Genomic DNA, 25,521 nt, shown 5'->3' with positions numbered 1-25,521 from the left:
CAGGTCAATGAGGTAGCTGCTTTCCAGGTAGCTGCGCTAGAAGGCATATACTGCTGCTATCAGCCCGCTCACGGTGGCGTTTTTGCTGTTTCCGGCTTTGTTCACGAAGAGGTTGTCATCGGCACTACTCCTATCCAGGCGGATTTCCGGGATGATGGTCAGATTATCGATTCTAATGTTGGAAGACAGCGTCGTTTCGATGACATTCTTGCTGAGTCCTAGCAGGTAGTTCTTGTCGCCGGTGTACTCTGCGCGGAGCGTAAACCCGAGCCAGGGCTGGGGGTCGAGGTTGGCGTAGAGGGCCGAGCCCCACCACGTGTGGTATTCATCACTGCCCTCGCCCACGATTCTGCGTTGCTGCATAGTGCCGTTGTAGGAAAACGACAACTTGCTATTAATCAAATAGCTAAGCACCAGATCTTCTTGGTGCAACCGTAAGCTATTCAGTGCACGGCCGCCCTGGTAGTTGAGGTAGACCTTCAACTTATCGTCTCTGCTGCTGGTGGCCAGCTGCGCAATGGCCATTTTCGGCATGCTGCTGGCGCTCTTGAAATCAGTAGGATTGGCGATGCCCACCATGAGGGTTGTTTTGTCGCCTACGCTTACCTCCGCTTTCAGTCCCGTATGGAAAAATGGCCCGTACGAGAACATGTAGCTCATGCTGTAATTACGGTTCAGGTACGGATCTACCGACTCGTACCCAATATGCGTGGCCCAACTGCCCGCCGTAAATTTGATTTTCTCTGTGGGCGCATACGTCACATACAACTGCTTGATAGCAAACCGGGTACGGTCATCGTTGTAGGAAAATTCCTCGGCTCGCCGTCCAAAACCGACATCGGCCACCAGCCCTACCTTGCCTATCGTGTGCGCCGCCTTCAGCGAAATCATACCCAGCTCAAATGAGTTATGACTGTTGGTGAAGCTTGTGAGGTTATTGTATGGGCCTTCCTGCGGATTACTGAAGTTGTAGCGATAATAGCCATCGGCTGAACCAGAGAACACAAACGGCTTTTTCTGCACGGAATCGCCAGGTTCGCTTGCCAGGGCTGCCGCCAGGAGGGCAGTAGTCAACATCAACATAGAGGAGGGATATAGGTGAAAGCAGTGAGCGTACGCGTATTGAAAAAAGCGTGGGCTATGCCATGCTTTTCGGGCAAGCGGAGGCCGGCTACTGCTTTTGCACAGCAGCACTCAGCAGGGTACTATGCTTCTTGAAAATGCGCCTGCCTAATCGGGCAGAAGCACTTAATAGTATTGTAAGTAGGATAGGTAATGCAAGGCTGCTGAGTGTTGCATTGCAACTAGCAAACTCAACAGGGGTAGGGTGTAATTATGAAGCCAATATATACATGCACTTTTAAATTATTGCAAATACACCCCTATTTTTTAAGTAGTTATTTTAAAAATTTAGCTTTTACACAATAATACCCCTTACAAAATAGGGTCATTTCTTGAAAATAGCATTTTTGATTTATGTGGTTTTAAGTAACTGCTATGCTCCATATTCCTACTACATACTGTATGCAAAAGGTCCCTGCCGGTAGCCCCCACCTCATTTGAATAGGTGGAAGGGCTCCCAACAGGGACCTGGTGCAGAAAGTGTATAAAAGGTAGACACGCCACAAAGTATGGCAGCGCCTACCTTATTAGGGCTATTAAGCGTACGTCAACTCACCGGCACCCACTTGCAGGCGGATGCCCGCTTCGGCCGTAATGCGGCCCGCTACTTGGGCCTGGTAGCCGTCGGCGCGGAGGCTTTCGGCTACGGCTTCGGCCTGGGCTTCGTCGGTCACAAGGAGCATGCCGTTGCCCATGTTCCAGTAGAGGTAGGCGTCGGCGGGGGTGATGCCGGCCAACTCCGTGAGCTTCTGCATGGCGGGCAGCGGCTCGAACAGGTTGGTCAACTCGGCGCCTACACCATTTTTCAGTACCCGCTTGAAGTTATCGGCAATGCCGCCGCCGGTAATGTGTGCTGCGGCGTAAAGCGGCAGGCCCTTGTCCAGCACTTTCGCCACGCCGGGCGAGTAGATGAGCGACGGCGCCAGCAGCACCTCACCCCAGGTGTGCCCGGCCGTGCCGTGCGGGGTAGCATCAGGGCCGTCGTAAGGGGCGGAGTGCCAGTTGTCGCCAAATAGGTTTTGCAACGTGCGACGGGCTAGCGAAAAGCCATTGGACCGGAAGCTAGGCGACTGAATGGCCACCACCGCCTGCCCGGCTTGCACACCCGCACCACTGAGCGGGCGCTCCAGGCTGGGGTGCAGGCTGCCGATAGCCGTAGAGCACCAGTTAAAATTCATGCGCGCCCCGGCCCAACCGCCGATACGGTTGCCCAGCTCGGCAATTTCGCCGCCCGTGATGGCCACGCCGGCAAAGTTGCAGGCGTCGTGCAGGCCGCGCATCATCTCGTCAATCACGTCATAGTCGAGCGTGTTCACGTCGATGATGTTGCTGAGGTTGGTAGGCACGAAACCGCCCACAATCAGGTCGTCGGCTGTCATGGCCACCAGGTCGTAGCCCAGCGTATCAAACTTGCCTACCCGCTCGGCTACCTCAATCTTGGTACCGATGCCATCGGAGGAAATACCCAGCCGCGCGTTACCGAAACGAATTTCGTTGGCGAAGCCGCCGTCCAGGTCCTGGGCCGCCTCACCGGGCTTGCCAGCACGGTTGGCAAAGGTTTTCTTAGACCACGCATAGGCGTTACGGGAGCATTCGTTGCCGAGGTCGATGTCGTAGCCGGCAGGTTTTTGGGAAGATGACATAGGGTAGGCTATTTATTTCTTGTCATCCTGAGCGGAGCGAAGGACCTTATGCCCGCAGAACGATTTTCATAACAACGACTCGTTCTTGCGTGATAAGGTCCTTCGCTCCGCTCAGGATGACACAGGTTTCTTGGTGAATTAATGCTCCGTGGGCTCAGGAGCTTTGGCACTGACAGAGGTAGCGGCCAGCGCCTTATCCTTCTTGCTGCGGTGGCTCTGACGTTCCTCTTGGATGTGGCGCAGGTAGCGCGTCACGTCGCCGGTGGGGTAGTTGCCGGTGAAGCAGGCAAAGCAGCTGCCGCCATGGCCTTTTTCCACAGAGAACAGCTCTTTCAAATCTTCCACCGACTGGTAAATCACGCGGTCGGCCTCAATGTAGTCGCAGATTTCCTGTTCGGTATGGTTGGCTGCAATCAGCTCCGTGCTCATGGCCATGTCGATGCCGTAGATGCAGGGCGACACAATGGGCGGCGCCGACGAAATGAAGTACACCTCCTTGGCACCCGCCTCACGCAGAATGCGCACAATGCGCCGCGAAGTAGTGCCGCGCACAATGCTGTCGTCGACCACGGCCACCTTCTTGCCTTCCACAAAGGCGCGAATTGGGTTCAGCTTTTTCTTCACCACGTCTTCCCTACCCGCCTGGCTGCTCACAATAAAGGAACGGCCCATGTGGTTGTTCTTCACCAACCCACGGCGGTAGGGCACGCCAATGGCCTCGGCCAGCCCCGACGCCGCAAAGTAGCCCGAGGAGGGTACATCAATCACCATATCGGGCTGCAAACCAGCCTCTTTCACCCGGCGTGCTAGTAGCTTACCCAGACGCACCCGCTCCCGCGCCACCAAGCGGCCGTGAATCACGGAGTCTTCGCGGGCGAAATAGATGTGCTCGAATACGCAGAAGTTCTTGGGCTGCTGGTAGGGGTTCTTGTAGTGAACCTTGAAATTCTGGTCGATGAACACCGCTTGGCCCGGCCCCACGTTCTTGATGAACTCAAAGCCCAAGTAATCAAAACACGTTGATTCTGAAGAGAATGCATACACCGGCCCGTTGGGTGTTTCGCGGCGGCCAAATACTAAAGGCCGGATGCCGCGGGGGTCGTTGAAGGCTAGCAGTCCGTACCCGGCAATGACGGTGATGGTAGCGTAGGCACCTTCCACCAGCTCTTGCGTCGTCTCCACAGCATCAAAGATGTCGACCACGGAGAGGTGGTCGAGGTCCTTGGTGCGCAGCTCCGAGGCAAAGGTGTACATAATCAGCTCCAGGTCGTTGCTGGTTTTGGGCAGCACGTGGTACTTCTCATGTAGGCGCTTGGCTACATCGCGGAAGTTGATGACGTTGCCGTTGTGCACCATCGACAGCCCAAAGGGGTAGCTAGTGGTGAACGGCTGCGCCAACTCCGAGTCGTTGGAACCCTGCGTGGTGTAGCGCGCGTGCCCAATGCCGATGTTACCTTTTAGCTTTTTCAGGAACTTCGGCCGAAACACGTCGGCAATCAATCCGTTGCCCTTGTGCAGGTGAAAGTTGCCGTCGAAGGTGGCAATGCCGGCGGCGTCCTGCCCGCGGTGCTGCAACGCGGTGAGGCCGAACACGATATCGTGCGCAACGTCATCAGGACCGTAAAAACCTACTATTCCGCACATAGTCGAAGTGTCAATGTTGAGTTGCCGACTGCTCGGCAATGGAGTGGGTAGGCAACTCCTGGCGAATGAGTTGCGCTAAGGTATTGGCGTACAATTGGTGTTCCACGGCCAGGCCACGGCGCTCTACTTCAGCCAGCGTATCGGCGCCGCGCAGGTCCACGGGGCCCTGCGCTAAAATCGGACCCGTATCGAGACCCTCATCAACCAAATGCACCGTTATTTTAGTTTCGGGCAAGCGGTTTTCGAACGCCCACTCGTAGGCGTGTAGTCCTTGGTGCTGGTGCGTATCGGCGGGATGAATGTTGACAATGCATCCCGCAAACGCCCGCACAAATACCGGCGACAGAATGCGCATGTAGCCGGCCAGCACCACGTAATCGGGTTGGTAGCTTTGCAGCAAGTTCACCACGGCCGCGTCGTACTCGGCGCGTTTCCTACCCTCCGGGGCTAGGCTGGCGGTAGGGCAGCCCAGTGCGGCAGCCGTAGTCAGGCCCGGCGCATCGGGCTTATTGCTGAACACCACGGCCACTTCGGCCACGCCTTGCAATACGCCACGCTGCACCGCCTCGACCAGGGCCACCATATTGGAGCCCCTTCCCGAAAGCAAAATCGCCAGACGTGGCAAGTTCGTTGTCATTAGTATACGCGGGTAAGGATGGGGCTGGGCCGCTGCCCGATGTCGGAGCGATAGTACGCATCCTGGAAGCTGATTTTCTTGATTTCGGCGTAGGCTTGCTGCACGGCATCGTTCAGCTCATCGCCATGCGTTACTACCACTAGCACCCGACCGCCGCCGGTCACTAGTTGTCCGGCTTCGGCACCGGCCTTCACGCCACCAAGGAACACCAGCGTTTCGGGCGCCAGCTGGTCGAGGCCGGTGATGGGGAAGCCGGTTGGGAACTTGGGCGCCGGGTAGCCGCCTGAAGCTAGCACCACCCCGGCATAATGGCCAGGGCGCTGCCACACGTCATGGCGCGCCAGGTCGCCGTCGAGGGCCGCCGTGATGAGGTCGAGCAGGCTGCTCTGCATAGCAGGCAGCAGCACCTCAGCCTCAGGGTCGCCCAGGCGGGTGTTGTATTCCAGTAGCTTCGGCCCGTTGGGCGTGAGCATGATACCGAAGTAGATGAAGCCTTTGAAGTCAAACTGCGACGCATTCAACCCGCGCATGGTAGGCTCAATGATGTCGCGGCGCACTTCGGCCATCACGTTGTCGTCGGCGAAAGGCACGGGGCAGTAGGCGCCCATACCACCGGTGTTGGGACCCTGGTCTCCAGCACGCAACTGCTTGTGGTCCTGGGAAGTAGCCAATAGCCGAATACGGTTACCATCGGTGGCGCCCATCACACTGATTTCTGGACCCACCAGTTTTTCTTCGAGCAAGAAGCTAAACCAATCGGTGTGCAGATCGACCAGCTCATCAAGGGCCGCCTTCACTTCGTCCTGCGACGAGCATACGTACACACCCTTGCCAGCGGCCAGGCCGTCGTACTTCACTACTACCCTACCCTCCAACTCGGCCGCTTTGGCCAGGGCCTCGGTTACTTGGTCGGAGCGGAACGTCCAGGCCTGGCCAGTAGCCACGCCGTGGCGCTGCATAAAGTTCTTCGACCATACCTTCGACGACTCCAGCGCCGCTGCCTGTCGGGTAGGGCCGAACACGCGGATATCGGTCTGGGCAAAGAAATCCGTTACGCCCGCCGCCAAAGTCGCTTCGGAGCCGGGCACGATCAGCTGCACGTCGTGCTCCTGGCAAAACTGCTGTACGGCCGGAAAATCCAGCGCGTCGATAGACGGCACCGAGCCGGGAATGCCGGGGTTGCCGGGCAGCACGTGCACGGTGGCGCCGTCCTGGGCGAGTTTCCAAGCGAGGGCGTGCTCACGGGCACCAGAACCGAGGATGACTACATTCATGAAATAACTGGGTTTCGCGCGGTGTTGAGTTTTCGCACGGAGTTGAAAAAGGGAGTTTCACCAAGTGGATTCTTTTCTAAACTATCCCTTTAACTCCGTGCGAAATTTTTCTATTAGCAATTGAATTACAGCGCTTTCATCACGCCGGCGCGCACCAGGTTGCTTACCAAGCGTGCCGATACATCGTCCTCGCTGGCGGTGGGTAGGGGCTGGCCGGTGATGCGCTCGTAGATATCGAGGTAGCGGCGGGTGGCTTCCTGCGATACTTCGGGCGTGAGGGCACGGGGGTACTGACCGTCTACCTTATTGGCAATCAGCCACTGGCGCACGTACTCCTTATCCATCTGCTCGGCCGACTCCGGGTTCTTGGCGTAATCTTCGGCCGACCAAAAGCGCGACGAGTCCGGTGTGTGGATTTCGTCAATCAGGATCAGCTCGCCGTTCACCAGGCCAAATTCATACTTGGTATCTACCAGGATGATACCCTTTTCCTTCAACAAATCGGAGCCTACCTTGAACAACGCCAGGGCTTTCTCCTTCATCTGGTTGTACAGCTCCTGGCTCACCCAGCCTTCGCTCACGAGGTTCTCAGGCGTAATCTCACGGTCCGATTCTTCTTTCGTCGTTGGCGTCACGATGGGCTCGGGGAACTGCTGATGCTTGCTCAGGCCATCGGGAACCGTTACTCCCGAGAAGGTGCGCTGGCCCTGCTGGTAGCCGCGCCACATCGAGCCGGTGAGGTAGGCCCGCACCACCATCTCCACCCGAATCGGCTCGGCTTCCTTCACCAGCATGGCGTTGGGGTCTACCAGCTCCATCACGTGGTTGGGAATGATGTCGCGGGTGTTGTCGAACCAAAAATTGGCCAGACCGTTTAGCACGGCGCCTTTGTGGGCCACGGGCGTTTCCAACACCGAGTCGAACGCCGAAAGGCGGTCGGTCACGACGATGAGCCGGTCGCCCGACGGAGCGCGAAACGAATCGCGTACTTTGCCACGGTGCAGGAGTTCGAGTTGGGGAGTTTCGAAGTGGTTGAGGGTGTTCATACCGGGTAGGAAGCCGACGCGAATCGCTGGCGGGTTGCAGTGATGATTAGGACGCGGAAGTGGCTTCCGCGTGGGGTAGGCCCACGTGCTGTTGCACGTGCTCTACAATGTTGCGGAAGATGCGTAACCCATCGCCCTCTTCTGAAAGGGTAGGGTCCTGCCGCTTGCGGCGCGTCCATTCCGGGTGGTTGTAGAGCGACAGGAAGGCCTCGGGGTGCGGCATCAAGCCAAATACCTGGCCGGTGGTGTCGGTCAGGCCAGCGCAGTTGAGGTCGGCCCCGTTGGGGTTGTAGGGGTAGGCCGACACCTCGCAGCCTGTGCTGTCGCAGTAGGTCAGCACGTTAAGGCCGCGCTGCACAAGTTGCTCCCGCGTGGTAGCATCAGGAATGATGAGACGGCCTTCGCCGTGGCGCACGGGTACTTCCAACGTATCGATGCCTTTGAGGAAAGGCGTGTTGGCCGCTGGATTCACCTTGAGACGCACCCAACGGTCCTCGTAGCGGCCGGAGGCGTTGTGCGTCAAGGTCACTTCGGGCGTCACGTTTCCGGCGAGGTCGGGCAGCAAGCCCAACTTTACAAGCACCTGAAACCCGTTGCAGATGCCCAGCACAAACTTGCCATCGGCAATAAACTGCCGGATATCATCTAGCAGCGTGCGACCCTCGGCGTTTTTACGGTAGCGCAGCTTGTTGGCCAGCACCACGCCCGAGCCCAAATCGTCGCCGAAGCTGAAGCCGCCAGGGAAGTTCAGAATATCGAAATCGTGAATACTGATCTCACCGTGTAGCACCTGGTTGAGGTGCACAATGGTAGGCTCGGCGCCCGCCAGGCGGTAGGCCGCCGCGAATTCTTCTTCGCAGTTGATACCAAAACCCGTTAGGATGAGAGCCTTTACGTTTGAGCTGTTAGCCATTAGCTGTTGGCTGTTAGCTTGTTCCTGTGTGCTTTTCAAAGGTTCTGTGGTTTCGTGGCCGGCGTCTACACTTTTGTAACCGGGCACCAGAAAGTTGCCGTCCGCTGTTTGGGGTGGCGGGGTATCGTCGCGCTGCTGGTGGGGCGGCGCGTTCAGGTCGGGCATGAGTGGTTTGTCTTCCATATGCTTATCCCAGTCCACTGGTTGAGCCTTCGTTGGCATTGCGCACGGCATCCAGGTCCAGCCCGATTATCTTGTTCACCGGCCCGTTCGACCACGTTTCGCGCAAGTCGTTCACATCGGCGTCAATCACTACTTGGCCCGCGTGGCGCACCGTGAAGCGGCTATTGCTAGTTACGGTACCGAGACGGGTAGTGCGGCCTTTCAGCAATGCTTCAAAAGCTACCACATCCTCGGGTGCTACTGTAGCCACAAAGCGTGAGTGCGACTCCGAGAATAGTTGAGCCATCAGGCTCAACTCGCCGGTCAGCTCTACCTCAACCCCAAAACCGTAGCCGAAGGTGGCCTCGGCCAGTGCTACGGCTAGCCCGCCGTCGCTCAGGTCGTGGCAGGATTGGATGAGGTTCTGGTCGTTGGCCTCCCCTATCGTTACATAGAGTTCCTTGGCCTTGTTGAAGCGCACTTGGGGCACGTTGGCGCCCAGCTCACCATGCAGCGCGTAGAACTCCGAGCCACCCAGTTCGTCGTAGGTTTCGCCCAGTAAGTACACCACGTCGTCTTCCTGCTTGAAGTCTGAGGTGACGGCCCGGCGCACGTCTTCCATTTTGGCGGTCATGGAATACAGCACCGTAGGCGGCACCGAAATCTTCACGCCGTCGGCCTTGAAGTCGTTCTTCATCGAGTCCTTGCCGCTCGTGAGCGGGATGCAGTAGGCGGCCGTGGCGTCGCGCAGGGCCTCGCACATCTGCACCAGCTTGGCCAGCTTGTGCTTGCCGTCAGGGTTGCCTACCTCATCGTACACCGAATCGGGCACGCAGAAGTTGTCGTTTACGGACCAGAACGTACCGTCGCCAGGCGTGAGGTTGGGCAGCTTGCCGCCCACGGCAATAATTTGCCGCACCGCCTCGTCAAACGAGCCCGCCGACATCTGGTAGGCGTCCAAATCGCCGTAGCGAGGTAGGATGCCGTTGCTCACAGCCACACCTTCCCAGCTTTCAAAATTGAAGCGCACTACGGCGGCATCCTGCGGGGCCTGGCCGGTAGCACCCATCAGGGGCTTCACAATGGTGCGGCCTTTTACCTCGTGGTCGTACTGCCGAATCACGGATTCGCGCGAGCAGATGTTGAGCGAGCCCAGCAGGCGGCGGAGCGTGTCGGTGTAATCCGTTTCAATGGGTAGGGCGGGCTCCTGTGCGTTGGGCTGCGCCAACTCGGCTTCCAGCACTTTGCGCGGCACGCCTTCGTGCAGGAAGTGCATATCCAGCTTCGCCACGGCCTCACCGGCAAAGCGCACATCGAGGTAGCCGTCGGCGGTGAAGTAGCCGATGTCGGTCAGCTCCACTTCCATTTCCCTACCCAGCGCCAACAGCTCATCGAGCTTAGCCGGCTCCACGGCCAGCGAGAAACGCTCTTGCGATTCGGAAACAAAGATTTCCCAGGGCCGCAAGCCCGAATATTTCAGCGGCACCTTCTCCAGCTCTACCACCGCGCCGCCCGAAATAGTGGCCAGTTCGCCGATGCTGGACGAAAGGCCGCCCGCACCGTTGTCGGTGCTGCACTTGATGAGGCCGCGCCGCGTGGCAATGATGAGGAAGTCCATCGCCAACTTTTGGGTGATGGGCGAGCCGATTTGCACGGCCGTGGCGGGCGAGGTTTCGTCCAGCTCGATGCTGGAAAAGGTAGCACCGTGGATGCCGTCCTTGCCTACCCTACCCCCAGCCATGATGATGCGGTCTTGCGGGTCAATCTTCTTTTCCCAAGAATCCTCACCAGCCAGTTGCATGGGCATCACGGCACCGGTGCCGCAGTACACCAGCGGCTTACCGGCGTAACGGTCATCAAACACAATGCTGCCATTCACCGTAGGCACACCCGACTTGTTACCGCCGTCTTCGATGCCCTTACGCACGCCTTCAAAAATACGGCGTGGGTGCAGTTGGTTGGAAAGCAACGTGCCGTTGAACTCAGGATTTCCGAAGCACAACACGTTGGTATTGAACAGCAAACGCGCACCACCAATGCCGGTCGCCAGCGGGTCGCGGTTGTTGCCCAGGATGCCGGTAATAGCTCCGCCGTAGGGGTCGATGGCCGAGGGCGAGTTGTGCGTTTCCACCTTCCATACAAACAACGACTCGGGGTTGATGCGCACGGCACCGGCGTTGTCCGAGAACACCTTAATCAGCCAGTCGTTGCCGTTGGCGCGCAGCTGGCGGTCTACCTCGGCGGTGGCGTTGCGGATGTAGGTCTTGAACAGCGAGTCAATTTGCTTGGTCTCGCCCGTCGTTGCATCCCTATAGTTGATAACGGCCGAAAACTCCTTGTGCTTGCAGTGCTCCGACCACGTTTGGGCAATGATTTCCAGCTCGCAGTCGGTGGGGTCGGCGGGGAGGCCGGCGTCTTCGCGCTCGGCCGCAATCGTGGCGTAGTGGTCGCGCACGGCGCGCATTTCCTCCAGGTTCAGGGCGTAGAGGTTGTCTTTCGACAGCTTCACTAGCTCCTCGTCGGTGAGGCCCACCAGCGGCACTAGCTCCGTAATGGCTTCGGCCCCGCCACCGGGGCGCGGCGTGTAGTCGCGCAGCTCGGAGAGGGGGCCGGTTTCGAAGCGGTTGATCATCTTGTTGCCCAGCAGTTCTTCGGCCAGGCGGCGCAGATCCTGCGCGGGCAGCTCGTGCTCCAGGAAGTAGAGCCGTTTACTGAAGATATGCTGGGTGTGCGTGTCGAGCGGCTGGTTGAGGAAGTCACCCAGCGCATTTTGCGCCGAGATGCCTTCGTCATCGGTTACGCCGGGCAGCTTGGCTACCAGAATATAACTCTTATAGATGGAGTCAGTGGGGCGAAACTCGTCCAGGGCCACATCGTGCAGCACCGGGTCTTGCAAGCAGCGCGTGGCAAAGCTGTGCAGCTGCTCGTCGGTGAGGGGGTAGCGCACAGTGTAGAGAGCAGTGCTTTGCACGCGCCCAGTGCGCAGGCCCAGATGGCGCTGGGCTGCTTCGGCTACGCGCTGACCTTCTCCGTCGTGACGGGTAGGCTTGAGCCGCAGCTGAATGGTTCGTTGGATAGATTCCAAAAGGAAGGAAATAAGGTTTGCTATTTTCCGCTGCCGCCGGCTCTCCTCCCCTTTATAGAGTAGGATGCACCCAACTGCCACCGGAAATGCCTTGCCCTACGTCCAGCGTAGGGTAGGTTTAAGAAAACGCTTTGTCCGGCCGGCTGCCGGGCTTCACTACCGGAATACCTGCCCGACACAGCGGGCAATCATCGGGTGCGTAGGTGGCTGCCGTGACCGGCAGCAATGCAAAGTTCGGAAAAGAAAGCTCAGCTTTCCCACTAGTGCGGTCAATTAAACTGGCCACGGCCAAAATTTCTGCTCCCATTTCGGTCAGCAGGCGGGCTACTTCGTTGGTGCTCTTGCCCGTAGTCACTACGTCTTCGGCAATAATAATCCGCTCGCCGGGCTCTATGGTGAAGCCGCGGCGCAGGGTCATTTGCCCATCGGCATCGCGCTCTGTGAAAATACCGGGCACGCCTAACTGCCGAGCCAGCTCGTAGCCAATCACGACGCCGCCCATAGCGGGGCCTACCACAGTATCGGGCTGCAAGCCGGCTTCCCGGATTTGGCGAGCTAGCTCGGCCGCGGCGGGTGCTGCCAGATCGGGCCGGCGCAGGAAGCGCGCGCACTGCACGTACGTATCAGAATGCAAGCCAGAAGACAGGCGGAAGTGCCCACGCAACAGTGCGTTTTCCTGCACCAGTTGCTGTTCCAGGGTTTCGGCGGGTAGAGAGGTGTGAGTGGTCAAGGGAGTATACTATTATACATAAGACGCCACAGGGTTAAAACTCTGGGCTATGAAACGGCATTAATAGTGCTGCTATGCAGGCAGTTCAGGCGATGCATAGCCCAAGGGTTCAACCCTGGGCTACCGTATCAATTTTTGCTACCTGCCGATGCTCATTGATCTGCATCATCAGCTCTTGGGCAGCAGCGCCAGCATCGGCCGCTTGCCAGATGGCCCGCGAGGAGTTGATGAGCACGCCCAAACCGTCGGGGCGTAGGCCGGCACGGAGGGTAGCGGCCAGGTCGCCGCCCTGGGCACCCACGCCAGGCACCAGAAACCATTGGGTAGGGCACAGCTCGCGCACACGTGCCATGGCTTCGGATTGGGTAGCGCCTACCACCAGCCCTACTCCACCATTCTCCTCATCCAACTTGCCGCTGATGCGGGCGGCTTGGTCGCTGAGGACGCCACCGCTCGTGAGGGCCATGTCTTGCAGGGAGTGAGTAGGCTTATTGCTGGTTTTGGCCAGCACAAAGACCATTTTGCCCTCGCGCAGAAACGGTACGATGGCGTCGTCGCCCATGTAGGGGTTCACCGTTACGGCATCGGCGCCTACCACGTCGTAGGCGAAGCGGGCGTAGTGGTCGGCGGTGTTGGAGATGTCCCCAAACTTACCGTCCAGAATTACTGGAATATCCTGCGGAATCCGTTGGATAGTGTCGCGCAATAAGGCCACACCGTTTTCTCGGCTCAGAAAGAACGCCAGATTAGGCTTGAAGGCGGCAGCATACGCGGCGGTCTGCTCGATAACTTCGGCCAGGCGGCCGGCTACCTGCGCATCCTCCCCGATAGGATCAAGACCCACGCACAGCAGCGAATCGACGCGCTGGATGCGGGAAAGCAGCTTGTTCATGGTCTTTTGAGTTGTTAGCAGCTACGTGATGTCGGATGCAAAGCTAACAGCTAATCGTTTGCTAGAAGCAAAAACGCCCAGCTTGCACCGGGCGCATTTTGTAGCAGCGCCTTGCATACGGTTGTTGCGCTGGATCTAATACGGATTCTATTTGCCTCGTGTGGGCACGAAAAAACCGCTTTGACTACTTACACAGAGGAAAGCAGGAACTACCGAAAAATCAAAAGAAGTATCGAAGCAAAAACCTGCGCACCCGGCACTCTTCTTGATATATTCATAACATAGCCTATTACGTGCGTGGCCCAACAGTGGCGTATGTTTGTGCTTCTGTTACTATTTACCTGTTTCACTTCCTTTCTATGAAAAACACGTTTCTTGGTTTCCTGCTAGGCAGTTTGCTGTTGCTATCCTTACCATCGCTGGCGCAGTCTGCTAGCCCGGTTGCCTACGGTGAGCAGGTACAGGTGTCGGGGGCTGGTCGCCGAGCACTGTATCAGCACGCGCTGGCCTGGAGCGAGAAAGGGTTTGCATATACCCCTAAGATGGATGTGAAGGCTGATGCCGCCGCGGGCACTCTCCGGTTGCGGGGTACGGGTAAGGTGAAAACGCTCGACAACAACAAGCCCATTGAAACAATGGTCCGCTTTGAGTTCGTGTTTCGCGCTACTGATAATGGCTACGACTACAACGTGGGTGCTTTCGAGGTAGTCCCAAACGAAAAACAGCCCGCTACCACTATACCTCTGGACGACTACGTGGCCCAATTAGCTGCCGACCGCACCAACAGCCGCACCAACAACGACCGGCGCGTGCGGGCGCAGGCTTCTTCGCTGGCTAGCGAAGTCGCGCTGTCTTTCCGTTCCTACATGAATAGCCACGAAGGCGAAAGCGACGATACAGTAGGGTTGAACTAGCCTGAGGCTGCTCTTTAGGCCACCGATAACTCCCTTCATAACAACGCCACTCCTTTTGCAAGAAGTGGCGTTGTGCTTGTATATATAAGACCTGTTCCTGAATAATAAGAATCGAAAAAATGTCTGTCATGCTTCGACAAGCGGACGCCAGATGAAGCATGACGTTCTTTTTTACACGGATCTTAACGTAAGGACAAGTCTATATGGTATCAGATTAACGTCCTGCAATAATCAGACGCTGGCTGGTGAGGCGCTTGCCGGCGGCGTTCAGTAGCACCACGTGGTAGAGGCCCTGGCCCAGGTTCTGAGTTGGGAGCAGGGTAGCACGGTCTGTTACGGCCATAGCATTCACCTGTCGGCCTTGCGCGTCATACACTACCAGTTGCTGCCCCACGGTACCTTCTTTTACAGATCCTACCAGCACACGCATCATCTCGGCTGCTCCGGCGGGGTTGGGGGCCAGCTGAAGCGATACAGCCAGTGTTTGCTCTTCAAATGTGGCCGCTACTACCGGCGAAAACGACTCGTTACCATTGGTGTCTACCTGTCGCAAGCGGTAGTATACCGTGCCGGTGCTCTGCTCGGCAGCCGTTGCATCTAGGTAGCGGTACTGTTGGGCGGTGGTTGTGGTGCCTGCGCCAGCTACCTGACCAATAGCTTGAAAAACGGCATCGGCGCCTTGCTGCACGGCTCGTTCCACGACAAACAGGCTATTATTTTGCTCCGAAGCCGTTTTCCAGCGCAGTTCGCCTCCCTGATTTGTGGCGCGCACCGTGAAGGCTGTCATCTCGACGGGTAGCGGGTTGGTAGGATTCACGAGGTTTTCAGGGAAGAAGCCCCGCAGCTCCTCGGCAAAAGCGTAATAGATGCGCGTATCCTGCACAGTGCCTACCGTGTTGGTAGTAGTTAGCTCTACCCAATCAAAATCCTGCGTGGCTACGAAAGACAGGGCTTGCCGACCCGTGCTGCCGCCTAGGATTGTTGCCTGCGCAAGGTTGGCTCCCGACACGCTCTCCACTGCTATCAGCGAAGGCACCGCGCTGGTATTATTACCTTTACCAGCAGTGGTTTGGCCTTCGCGATAGGTCGTGATGGTGAAATTGGATAAGACACCCGCGCTCAACAGGCCCCCTACTAGTCCTCCGTTGTCGGTGTAGTCGAAGACAAATCCGGTGCGGTTGCCTGCTTTACCTGCTTTCCCGCTTGCCACTTTGTTGGCACCGTTAAGCTTCACGGCCAATGCCAGGCCCTGATTCACATTTAAATTCACCAATGAGCCCTTGATCTGAGCATAAGTGGTAGTTAGGTTGCGCTTGGCAGCAAAGCTTGGGTCCTGAAACCCTGCGCAGCTACTGCCGATAACAGAAGCACAGGCACTAACTGTCAGCAAACCACTGGCATTCGGTGTGAGGGTAGCCACTTGGAATTTATCGGTAGGATCTTCAAAGTCAGAAAAGACTGGGTCTGGGTCACTGAAGGCTGCTTCTTCAATGCCAAAGCCATAGTACACGTTCAGGTTGTCCAGCACGTTTACTGCCCCATTCAGGCTGATCTGTACCTGGTTGAATGGCTTCGTCGTCTGGAAGCTCAGGAAATAGCGGTTGTCGGGCAGCACATTCACCCGCAGCAAGTTAGCTCCGGAAGCGCTTTCCTGTAGTGCATCATTTAGGTAGGTGCTCAGGCGCACGTTCTGCAACAGGTTTAGGTCAAGCAGGCCACCGTTGCCGATCACAAATCCGGCACGATACCCGGTAGGGCCTCCTGTGCTGCGCAGCTTCACGCGCAGGGTAGCCGGGCAGTTCAGCACGCTTATATTCAGCAGGTTCCGGAACGTGGCAAAGTCAGCCAGATCGTCATTGGCGGCGTTCTGCGAGTTGTCGATGTTCGAATTCACATTCACACATACCAGCCCGTTGGCTCCACGGGATTGGGTGCTGTACTCCTGGCCCTCCACCGGGCTAACATTGTTCGACAGCGCGCCTTTGTATTGTATCGTTGAATTTTGGTCGTCGAAGCCAAAGGCGTAGTAGAAGCGTATGCCGTAGCTCAGATTCAGCACCCCTGCTGTTACCAGCTCTATTTTGTTGAAGTCGCCGCTGGCAATAAAGCCGGCGCGGGTAGGGCGGTTGTTAAACAAGGGTAAGTTGTTGCGCAGCGAGCTGGTCAGGCTCGACTCAACCCCTACCAGCTCTGCAACCGGAATACGCTGCACGGGCGTTTCGTTCAGGTACGTTTGCACGTACACAGCGTTCAGCAGCGACACATTCAGCAGTGAGTTGTCACCACTTATCACGATGCCCGCCCGATTGCCTTTTTTAACGGTCGCAGCCATATCCACGCGCACCGAGGTAGGCGTCGACTGCCCTGTAATTTGTGCTTCCGCTAGCGACAACACACTAATATTTAAAGCGGCGGCTATTGTTGTTTGAGTTAAGTTGTTGGTAAGTAGAGTGTAGCTATCGAAGGACGTTGTGCCTTCATCAGCTGCAGCTTCGCCATTCACAACGTTTCCAAAAGATAGGGTAGTTGTTCGAGTGTTAAGACTAGCCCCTAGCACCTTAACCTGCGCCGTAACAGTAGCGCTGCCTTTCATTACCTTTGCCGTGCCCGCTTTAGTGTAGATAACTCGCGTAATGGGACTTTGGGCAAGTGCTGTGGCACAACTCAACCATGCTAGTAGAAATACTACTGCTTGGCAACGCAAAAAGGTCGGTAAGTAGAAGAAGCGTTTCATAAGTAAGATTAGAAAAGTCCATAAACACGTTCATAAATCACAGTACAATTTCACTGCCTTTAAACTATATTTTTGTGTAAATATTTGATTTAAAGCATTATACGATTTTATGGTTTTTATCTAAATATCCCATAAAGAGAATAAAAATCCTATTATGAGAAAATTTGATTGAGTAGCTTTCCCTACTTATACTCGCACTGTCCACCCCATTTCTCTTTCTGAGCTACTGAAAACCCAGCTGAATGGGCTATACTCCACACAGAAGCCGTACATTACGTATAGTTTCTATGTGACGCATGGTTTACCACAGCTACTCCGCTACATTCCCCAATGATTGCATCCTCTACTCTTCGCATATTCGTTGTTGAAGACAACGCTTGGTATGGCGAACTGCTTGAATATAAGCTCTCTCAGAATCCAGAATATATTGTACGACGCTTTACCACAGCGCAGTCCTGCCTGGATAATCTTAACGAGAAGCCTGACCTTATTACGCTAGACTATACTCTACCCGATGGCACCGGCGACGTAGTACTACGCCAGATAAAAGAGCGCCTGCCAGAAGTAGCCGTTATTATCATTTCGGGACAGGAGGATGTGCGAACAGCCGTTGGCCTGCTGCGCCAGGGTGCTTATGATTATCTTGTAAAAGATGAAGAAACAGCCGACCGGCTTTGGAACACCATTGGCAACGTAAATCAGCAACTGGCCCTACGCCGGGAAAACGAACGGCTGCGGGAACAAATTGGACAGAAGTACGACCCACAACGTGCTATTTTGGGAAAGAGCCCCCAAATGCAGCAATTATTTTCCTTGGTTGAGAAGGCAGCTCGCACCAACATCACGGTTTCTCTGAGTGGGGAAACCGGCACGGGGAAAGAGCTGGTTGCGAAGGCCATTCACTTCCGGTCTGAGCGCCGCAACAATGCCTTTGTGGCCGTAAACGTGGCTGCTATTCCGCGTGAGCTTATTGAGAGTGAGCTGTTTGGCCATGAAAAAGGGTCTTTCACCGGGGCCGTTAGCCGGCGCATTGGACGATTCGAGGAAGCCCATCGGGGCACGCTTTTTCTGGATGAAATTGCTGAGCTAGACCTGAACCTACAAGCCAAGCTTCTGCGCGTGCTACAGGAGCGGGAGGTGATGCGGGTAGGCGGCAGCGCTCCAATCCCTTTTGATGCCCGCCTGATGGTGGCCACGCACCGCGACCTAACAGAAGAGGTGAAGCAGGGCCGTTTTCGGGAAGACCTGTACTACCGCTTGCTGGGCCTACCCATTCTGCTCCCCCCGCTGCGCGACCGGGGCCAGGATGTGCTGCTATTGGCTCAGTCGTTCTTACAAACCTTCTGCTCCCAAAACAACATGGCCGATTGTCGCCTGTCGCCGGATGCCCAGCAGAAACTGCTGCGCTACCCCTTCCCCGGCAACGTGCGCGAACTGAAAGCAGTGGTAGAGCTAGCCGCCGTATTGGCCGACGGCGACACCATTCAGCCGCAAGATTTGTCGTTGCGGCACGCCAGCACCACCCAGGAAACCAACACGCCAGATGGTGATGAGTCGCTACGAACGCAGACGGCAGCCATTGTGCAGCGCTACCTCGACAACCACAACGGAAACATATTGCAGGTGGCGGCGAAACTACAAATTGGCAAGTCCACTATCTATCGTATGATACAGAACAACGAAATCCGGGTCAGCTAACGACTGGTTTTCTTGTTTTACTTATTTCTATACAACTTGTTTTATGAGTTCTATCGCGTATCGCCACCTGCAACGACGTTTGCGGCAGATGACGCGGGCTCAGATGGCTACCACCGCCGAGCTGCGGGACCTGCGTGCGCAACTGGCCCAGCAAGGGCTTGCGGCCGCCAGCCAGATGAGCACCCTCCTGCAAACGATGAGTACGGCTATACTGGCCGAAAACCAGGGTAGGCAGGTGGCGCTGGTGAATCAGCGTTTCTGCGATATGGTAGGGCTTACGCAGCCACCCGAAACTTATTTGGGCTATACCCACGCCCAAATGCGTCGGGTATTGGCCCTTTGCTTCCGGGAGCCCGCCTTGGTATCAGAAACCATTGAGCAGGCCATTGCCGAGCAGAACCGCATAAGCGGGCAGCTGCTACGGCTACGCAACGGCCGAATCTTGCAGCAGGAATACCTGCCGGTGTTGCAGGATGGCAAAACGATGCTGCACCTGTGGAGCCTGGAGGACGTGACGGAGCGCGAGCAGGCGCAGGAAAAAATCCGGCAATACTCGCTGCTTTCAGAGCATAGCCCCAATCCCTTCATCCGGTTCGACCGCGTGGGTAGGGCGCAGTATGCCAACCCAGCCGCTGAGCCGCTGTTGCAAGTGTTGGAGAAGCCAATGGAAGCGGAAACCCGCGACTTTGTCCGCAGCGAAATAGAGCAGGCCCTGCAACAGCATCAGATTCGAACCACGGAGCGGCGCCTGGGTGGCCATTTCTACCACTGGCAGATAGTGCCTTTTCCGGAGGAGCAGTCGGCTATTATTTATCTAACGGACATCACCGACCGGCGACGAGCCGAGGCAGAATTACTGCACAGCCAGCTGTTTGTATCGCGCATCAATGATACAGTGCCTAGCATGGTGTTTCTCTTCGACCTCACGCAGAACAACCTCACGTACTCTAACCGGCAAACAGAGCTGCTGCTGGGCTACACAGAGACAGAGCTGAAGGCGATGGGGCCAGCCATCGTTCATCACCTGATGGCTCCCGAAACCATAGAAGAAATCATTAGCCGCTGGCCCAAAGGGGGGCAGCTTCCAACGCAGCAGCCACTGGTATTTGAGTACCCCATACGTCGCCGCGACGGCGAGTGGCGCTGGCTGCGACTACAGTTGGCTGCGTTTACCCGGCAGCCTAATGGTGAGCCCATTCAGCTTATTGGCAGCGCGCAGGACGTTACCGTTACCCGGCAAATTCAGGAGGAGTTGCGCCAGAGTCGCCTGCTCATGGACCGTATCACCAGCCTGGCACCCAACCTGATTTATACGTTTGACGTACAGCAAACCTCATTCGTCTACGTCAACCATTATTCCGTTACGGCGCTAGGCTATACACCGGATGAGCTATTGACCTTCGGCACTGCTTCTCCGCAACACCTGATTGTGCCCAGCGAGCTTGCCAAGCTCCAGCAACACAACATACAAGTACAACAGGCGGAAGATGGCGAGGTATATTCCCTTGAACTGGCTTTTTTGCATCGGGATGGTTCTACCCGGTGGTTTCGGTGTAGCCACACGCCGTTTGAGCGCGACGAGGAAGGCCGCTTACGCCTGATGCTAGGCACGGCTGAGGACATTACCCAGTGGAAAATTGCAGACGAGCAGCGGCGCCTTGCTAACTATCGGCTGGCCGAGCAGAACCGCTTGTTCCGGCAGGTGATTGACACCATCACGCCCCTCATCTACCTGAAAAACGAGGCCGGCAACTACACCCTGGCCAACCAGGCAACGGCGCAACTCTACGGCTCTAGCACCACGGAGATTGTGCGCACGCCCTACCAGCTACTCCGCGCCGATCCGGCCGACTTGCAACGGGACCATGAGTACGACCAAACCGTACTGCGCACGGAGCAAACCGTTGACTACGAGGACACCTTCACGAATCCTGATGGCTCTATCCGGTGGCTGCACGTTGTGAAGCAGCCTTTTATGCTTGCTGATGGCATGTTGCAGGTATTGGGTGTGAGCACCGATATCACCGATATAAAGCGTGCGCAGCAGGAGTTGCGCGAAGCCAAAGAAGCCGCCGAGGCGACGGCGCGCACCAAGCAAGAGTTTCTGGCCAATATGAGCCACGAAATTCGTACGCCCATGAACGGGATTCTGGGTATTGCCAACCTGCTGGCCAAAACCCCGCTCGACGAGCAGCAGAACCAGTACCTGGGCCATATCCGGCACTCGGCTGAAGCGTTGCTGGTAGTTATCAACGACATTTTGGCCATGGCCCAACTCGACGCAGGCAAACTACAGTTGGAGTCGGTTTCGTTTGACCTGCGCGATGTGCTGTACGCCAGCCAGCAAATGGTGCAGCCCCGCGCCGCCGAAAAAGGCGTGTCGCTGGAGTTGGAGTTGCCCCCCGAAACCACGCCTACCTTCGTTACGGGCGACCCTTACCGCCTGCGGCAAGTACTGCTCAATCTGCTTAGCAACGCCGTGAAATTCACGGAGCACGGGCGGGTACTGCTGGCCTGCCGCCGTCTGAGTGCCGCTCATGAGAAGCCCCGCTTTCAGTTTTCGGTGCTCGATACGGGTATCGGCATTCCGGCCGAGCAGCTAGAACATATGTTTGAGCCCTTTACGCAGGCTTCTTCGTCGACGGCCCGCGAGTACGGCGGCTCGGGCCTGGGGCTGAGTATTTCGCGCGGGCTGGTGGAGCTGCTGGGCGGCCAGCTTTCAGCTGAAAGCACAGTAGGCGAAGGTAGTTCCTTCCTGTTCACCCTACCTTTCCAGCCAGCTGAAGAGGCCACTCCTACTACCGCTGCGGAACCCGCGCCCCGCTACCATACCCTAGGCAAGCGCCGTGTGCTACTGGCCGAAGACAACGCTGTCAACCAGTTTTTGGTGGAAACGCTGCTGAGCACTTGGGGTATGCACGTCGATACGGCCTCTTCTGGTTCGGAGGCACTCACGCTATTCTGGCAAAACACCTACGACGTGGTGCTCATGGATATTCAGATGCCGGGCATGGACGGCGTGGAGGCTACCCGGCAGTTGCGGCGCCACCCCGATGCGCAGCGGGCAGCTACCCCCGTTGTGGCCCTCACGGCCCACGCCCTGCGCGACGAAGCCGAACGTTACCGCTCGGCCGGCCTCGATGCCTACCTTTCGAAGCCCTTCCGCGAGGAGGATCTGTTCCGTACGGTTTCGGCGGTGCTGCAAAAACAGCCCGTGCCGGTGATAGAAGCAGCAGAACCCCTACCCGACAGCGCCCCACTCTACGACCTGAGCGGTATTCGCCGGCTGGCCCACGGCAACGAGGGCTTCGTGAAGCGACTGGTGCATCTGTTTATCCGTACTACTCCGCCGTGCGTGCGCGAAATGGAGGAACACTTGGAGGCAAACGATTGGAAATTGTTGGGCTCTACGGCGCATCACCTCAAAAGCTCGCTCGATGGCATGCACATCCGGCCGCTTCATACCGTCATTCGCCAGCTGGAAGCCTGCCAGCAAGCGCCTCCCGACGTGCCTACTGCCACGCAGCAGGTGCAGCAGGTGCGGCAGATAACGGAACTGGTTATTGCCCAGCTAGAGCAAGAGTTCGGCGCTGAGTAGCGGGCGAAAGAGCTTTATTTTTAAAAGCACATAATTATACCACAACTCAAAAACGTTTTTTAGGGTTGAAGTACTAGAAAGCTGTTTATCTTACAGCACTACCCAATTGCTGGTAGCAGTTGGTTTTCTTTTCCTTTAATTCTCTTTTTATGTCTTGGTTAATTCTCTTGGGTCTGATTGTCGCAACTGCTGTACTTGCCCTTAGCACCGTAAATAATCTGAAAGAAATGATGCAGCCGGAAACTGTACCGGCCCGTCAGTAATTTTCGGACTCCGAAAAAACAACGGGGGCTTCCTATCTAGGAAGCCCCCGTTGTTTTTTGTCGGATTTATAATCTACTGCCGTCTGCCGCTGCGAAAAAGAATTACGCATTCGCAGCGCAACTACTGATAATTGCTTAGCGAATTACTAGTTTGCGCATTTCGCTTACGTTGTCGCCCTCCAACTTAATATAGTAGAGGCCGCTGGATATCTTGCTCAAATCCAAGGTTTTGGTGGCACGGTCGCTTAGCTCTGTGAGCAGTTCACGGTATACCACCGACCCGATAACGTTCAGTACCCGCAACTCTACCCGTCGGTTTTCAAAACCATTTATGGTAAGGTGCACAATGCCTGTGCTGGGATTGGGATAAACCAACACCGATTTTTCATCGGCAAGGGTTGCCCTGGGAAAACCCACACGTGTGTTTGCTGACTGAGCAGCTGCGCGAGTAGGTAGGGCACTACCAATAAGGCTAGCGCTGCCCATTAGTAGTATAAAGAGCAAATAATGTAATCGTTTCATCATAGACGGGAAATAGAATGGACGTATTATCAGCCAGTCTGTGGTTCTTAACGGCTGGTATTTTATTAGGTTTACAAAGATATATAGACAATTTTGGCAATTGTAGCAAAATATAATTTATCTACGAAATTAACTTTAACTACTACTTCCCTTCCAACACGTTAGCTCACAAAAAAATTTGGACGTTCTCATTATCGGCGGTGGCTTAGCAGGTCTGGCGGCGTCTCTCGACCTACGGCAGCGCGGCTATAGCGTGATGCTGGTGGAGCGCAAACGCTACCCTTTTCATAAGGTGTGCGGCGAGTACGTCTCCCAAGAAGTGGTGCCCTACCTACATCGGCTGGGAGCATCACCCGAACCTTTGGGGCCTGCCACTATTACCCGCTTACAGGTGAGCGCGCCGGGCGGAGCGCTTCTTTCGGCCCCGCTTGCGCTGGGCGGGTTTGGGGTAAGTCGCTACCGGCTCGACCACTACCTAGCGGAGTTGGCGCAGGCGCGCGGCGTGGTGGTAGAGCAAGGGGCAACCGTCACCACCGTGACCTACGACCTCGCAGCCGACCAACACCACGCTACCTTGGCTGACGGCCGCGTATTAACGGCCCGCCTGGTGCTGGGCGCCTACGGCAAGCGCGCCAACCTGGACCGCCAACTGCAACGTCCCTTCTTTCAGCAACGCTCGCCCTACCTGGGCGTGAAGTACCACCTGCGCCTCCCCGGCCACCCCCGCGACCTGATTTCCCTGCACAACTTCGCTGATGGCTACGCGGGGTTTTCGGCTATTGAGGAAGACAAGCTGTGCTTCTGCTACCTGACTACCCGCCGCAACCTGAAGGCCCACGGCACCATTCCTCAATTAGAAGCGGAGGTGCTTATGCGCAACCCGCACCTGCGCGCCATTCTCACCAGCGCCGAGCAGCTTTACCCGCAGCCCGAAATCATCAACGAAATTTCCTTCTCCCCCAAGTCCTGCGTAGAAGACCACGTGCTACTGTGCGGCGACGCCGCTGGCCTGATTACGCCGCTGTGCGGCAACGGCATGGCCATGGCACTACACGGCGCCTACCTCGCGGCCGGACACGCTCACCGCTTTTTGCAGGGCCATATACATCGGGCCGCGTTAGAAGCAGCATACACCCACAGTTGGCAACAGCAATTTGGCGCCCGCCTGCGGGTAGGGCGGCTGGTGCAGCGGCTATTTGGGCAGCCCCGCCTCAGCAACTGGGTGATAGGTGGGCTGCGCCATTGGCCCGGCGCCGTGCAGGCGCTGGTGGCGCGCACGCACGGGCAGCCCTTCTGAACATGATTATGCTACCCTCGCGCTGCCACCCAATAAATTGCGTATACTGTCAGCAATGACCAGCTACCTATGTGCTATTGGCACGGCCAATCCTCCCCACCGCATTCCTCAATCTCAGATTGCCCGTTTCATGGCCGATGCTTTATCGTTTAATGAAGCAGAAACCCGCCGCCTAGGGGCCCTGTACCGGGCCTCTGGCATTGGGCAGCGCTATTCCGTGCTACCCGACTATGCCGAGGAAAACGGCAACTTCACGTTCTTTCCCAACACCCCGCAGCTAGAGCCATTCCCTAGGGTAGGGCCGCGCATGGAGCAGTACCGCGCCCACGCGCTGCCGCTGGCCGTGGCAGCCGTGCAGTCCTGCCTCACGCAACTGCAAGATGCCTCCCTACCCCACAGCATCACGCACCTAGTAACGGTGAGCTGCACGGGCATGTATGCACCGGGGCTTGATATTGAACTGGTAGAAGCCCTAGGACTGAGCCCCCACGTACAGCGCACATGCGTCAATTTTATGGGATGCTACGCCGCATTCAATGGCTTGAAGCTGGCCGATGCTTTTTGCCGGGCCGATGCGCACGCCCGCGTGTTGGTGGTGTGCGCCGAGCTGTGCACCCTGCACTTTCAGAAGCGCCGCGACGACGATGACTTGGTATCCAATGCCTTGTTTGGTGATGGCGCAGCGGCAGCCTTAGTGCAAGCCCAGCCGACTGCCCACGGACCCAGCCTATCGCTACAAGCCTTCCACTGCGACCTGGTGCCCGACGGCCGCGCCGATATGGCGTGGCACATCAACGATTTCGGCTTCGAGATGACACTTTCGTCCTACGTGCCAGGCCTGATCAAGCAGGGCATTCAGCATTTGGCTGATGGACTGCTGGCTCGCTTGCCGGTCCGCATGAGCGACATCAAGCTATTTGCGATTCATCCGGGTGGGCGGCGCATTCTGGAGGCCATCGAGCAGGCCTTGGGGCTCACGCATCACGACAACCGCTTTGCCTACCAAGTACTGCGCGACTACGGCAATATGTCGTCGGCCACGGTGCTGTTTGTTTTGGCTGAATTGATGCGGGACCTCACACCTGCCCAGGACGGCGCGCCTGTGCTTAGCTTCGCTTTTGGTCCCGGTCTTACGCTGGAAGCGCTGTTAATGGAGGTGAAGTGGTAAGATGGTGAGTTTGTGGATAAAATACGTCTGTCATCCTGAACGCAGTGAAGGACCTTTTCACGTAAGAACAATAGGCATAACAACGACTCGTCCTCACGTGAGAAGGTCCTTCACTGCGTTCAGGATGACAGACGTATTTTATCCACAAACTCACCATCTTACCACTCACCATCTCCCAC

17 protein-coding genes are annotated in these 25,521 nt (G+C 56.7%); 5 read left to right on the top strand and 12 right to left on the bottom strand.

Features of this window, described 5'->3' with window-relative positions; genetic code table 11:
* Positions 1 to 36: 36 nt before the first annotated feature.
* The 10 genes from KYK14_RS05455 to pyrF all read right to left on the bottom strand — a co-directional run bounded on the left by KYK14_RS05455 (position 37) and on the right by pyrF (position 13,148).
* A complete protein-coding gene (locus tag KYK14_RS05455; RefSeq protein ID WP_219157654.1) occupies positions 37 to 1,077 on the bottom strand; it encodes an outer membrane beta-barrel protein in 1,041 nt (346 codons plus the stop codon).
* A 581-nt stretch (positions 1,078 to 1,658) separates the two neighbouring features.
* The gene (locus KYK14_RS05450) at positions 1,659 to 2,765 is read right to left on the bottom strand and encodes an AIR synthase-related protein (protein ID WP_219157652.1); all 1,107 of its coding nucleotides are present in this window, start codon (positions 2,763 to 2,765) and stop codon (positions 1,659 to 1,661) included.
* Positions 2,766 to 2,903: 138 nt separating this feature from the next.
* On the bottom strand, positions 2,904 to 4,409 hold the full coding sequence (gene purF / locus KYK14_RS05445; protein WP_219157650.1) for an amidophosphoribosyltransferase: 1,506 nt from the start codon (positions 4,407 to 4,409) through the stop codon (positions 2,904 to 2,906).
* 10 nt (positions 4,410 to 4,419) lie between these two features.
* Positions 4,420 to 5,046, bottom strand: coding sequence for a phosphoribosylglycinamide formyltransferase (gene purN / locus KYK14_RS05440; RefSeq protein WP_219157648.1), 627 nt, complete (start codon positions 5,044 to 5,046; stop codon positions 4,420 to 4,422).
* Positions 5,046 to 6,320, bottom strand: coding sequence for a phosphoribosylamine--glycine ligase (gene purD / locus KYK14_RS05435; protein WP_219157646.1), 1,275 nt, complete (start codon positions 6,318 to 6,320; stop codon positions 5,046 to 5,048). The genes purN and purD overlap by 1 nt, the downstream gene beginning before the upstream one ends.
* Positions 6,321 to 6,445: 125 nt before the next feature.
* Positions 6,446 to 7,366 carry a phosphoribosylaminoimidazolesuccinocarboxamide synthase gene (locus KYK14_RS05430; RefSeq protein WP_219157644.1) on the bottom strand — a complete coding sequence of 307 codons (921 nt, stop codon included), beginning with the start codon at positions 7,364 to 7,366 and terminating at the stop codon, positions 6,446 to 6,448.
* Positions 7,367 to 7,412: 46 nt separating this feature from the next.
* The gene (locus KYK14_RS05425) at positions 7,413 to 8,462 is read right to left on the bottom strand and encodes a phosphoribosylformylglycinamidine synthase subunit PurQ (protein ID WP_219157642.1); all 1,050 of its coding nucleotides are present in this window, start codon (positions 8,460 to 8,462) and stop codon (positions 7,413 to 7,415) included.
* Between the two features lie 4 nt (positions 8,463 to 8,466).
* Positions 8,467 to 11,526 (bottom strand): phosphoribosylformylglycinamidine synthase subunit PurL, encoded by a 3,060-nt coding sequence (locus KYK14_RS05420; protein WP_219157640.1) that lies wholly within the window; start codon positions 11,524 to 11,526, stop codon positions 8,467 to 8,469.
* Positions 11,527 to 11,644: 118 nt separating this feature from the next.
* Positions 11,645 to 12,256 carry an orotate phosphoribosyltransferase gene (gene pyrE, locus KYK14_RS05415; protein WP_219157638.1) on the bottom strand — a complete coding sequence of 204 codons (612 nt, stop codon included), beginning with the start codon at positions 12,254 to 12,256 and terminating at the stop codon, positions 11,645 to 11,647.
* A gap of 109 nt (positions 12,257 to 12,365) precedes the next feature.
* Positions 12,366 to 13,148, bottom strand: a complete 783-nt coding sequence (pyrF, locus tag KYK14_RS05410) for an orotidine-5'-phosphate decarboxylase (protein ID WP_219157636.1) — start codon at positions 13,146 to 13,148, stop codon at positions 12,366 to 12,368.
* Positions 13,149 to 13,507: 359 nt separating this feature from the next.
* On the opposite strand from pyrF, the gene KYK14_RS05405 reads away from it, so the two are divergent.
* The gene (locus KYK14_RS05405) at positions 13,508 to 14,062 is read left to right on the top strand and encodes a DUF4468 domain-containing protein (RefSeq protein WP_219157634.1); all 555 of its coding nucleotides are present in this window, start codon (positions 13,508 to 13,510) and stop codon (positions 14,060 to 14,062) included.
* A 214-nt stretch (positions 14,063 to 14,276) separates the two neighbouring features.
* Here KYK14_RS05405 and KYK14_RS05400 read toward each other — a convergent pair whose 3' ends face one another.
* Positions 14,277 to 16,394 (bottom strand): T9SS type A sorting domain-containing protein, encoded by a 2,118-nt coding sequence (locus KYK14_RS05400; RefSeq protein WP_219157632.1) that lies wholly within the window; start codon positions 16,392 to 16,394, stop codon positions 14,277 to 14,279.
* Between the two features lie 732 nt (positions 16,395 to 17,126).
* Between KYK14_RS05400 and KYK14_RS05395 the strand changes: the two genes are divergently transcribed.
* Both KYK14_RS05395 and KYK14_RS05390 read left to right on the top strand, forming a co-directional pair.
* Complete coding sequence (locus KYK14_RS05395; protein ID WP_185281682.1) at positions 17,127 to 18,494, top strand: sigma-54-dependent transcriptional regulator; 1,368 nt, start codon at positions 17,127 to 17,129, stop codon at positions 18,492 to 18,494.
* A gap of 43 nt (positions 18,495 to 18,537) precedes the next feature.
* Complete coding sequence (locus KYK14_RS05390; protein ID WP_219157630.1) at positions 18,538 to 22,092, top strand: PAS domain-containing hybrid sensor histidine kinase/response regulator; 3,555 nt, start codon at positions 18,538 to 18,540, stop codon at positions 22,090 to 22,092.
* A gap of 398 nt (positions 22,093 to 22,490) precedes the next feature.
* On the opposite strand, the gene KYK14_RS05385 is transcribed toward KYK14_RS05390, so the two are convergent.
* Positions 22,491 to 22,772: a T9SS type A sorting domain-containing protein gene (locus tag KYK14_RS05385; protein WP_219157628.1), complete on the bottom strand. Its 282-nt coding sequence runs from the start codon at positions 22,770 to 22,772 to the stop codon at positions 22,491 to 22,493.
* Between the two features lie 283 nt (positions 22,773 to 23,055).
* Between KYK14_RS05385 and KYK14_RS05380 the strand changes: the two genes are divergently transcribed.
* A complete protein-coding gene (locus KYK14_RS05380) occupies positions 23,056 to 24,174 on the top strand; it encodes an NAD(P)/FAD-dependent oxidoreductase (protein WP_219157626.1) in 1,119 nt (372 codons plus the stop codon).
* Positions 24,175 to 24,229: 55 nt separating this feature from the next.
* Positions 24,230 to 25,342, top strand: a complete 1,113-nt coding sequence (locus tag KYK14_RS05375) for a type III polyketide synthase (protein WP_219157624.1) — start codon at positions 24,230 to 24,232, stop codon at positions 25,340 to 25,342.
* Positions 25,343 to 25,521: the final 179 nt, after the last annotated feature.

Source organism: Hymenobacter profundi (assembly GCF_019334315.1).
Taxonomy (GTDB): Bacteria; Bacteroidota; Bacteroidia; order Cytophagales; family Hymenobacteraceae; genus Hymenobacter; species Hymenobacter profundi.
The sequence above is the reverse complement of the archived record's forward strand: the minus strand, read 5'-3'. Positions and strand labels throughout refer to the sequence as shown.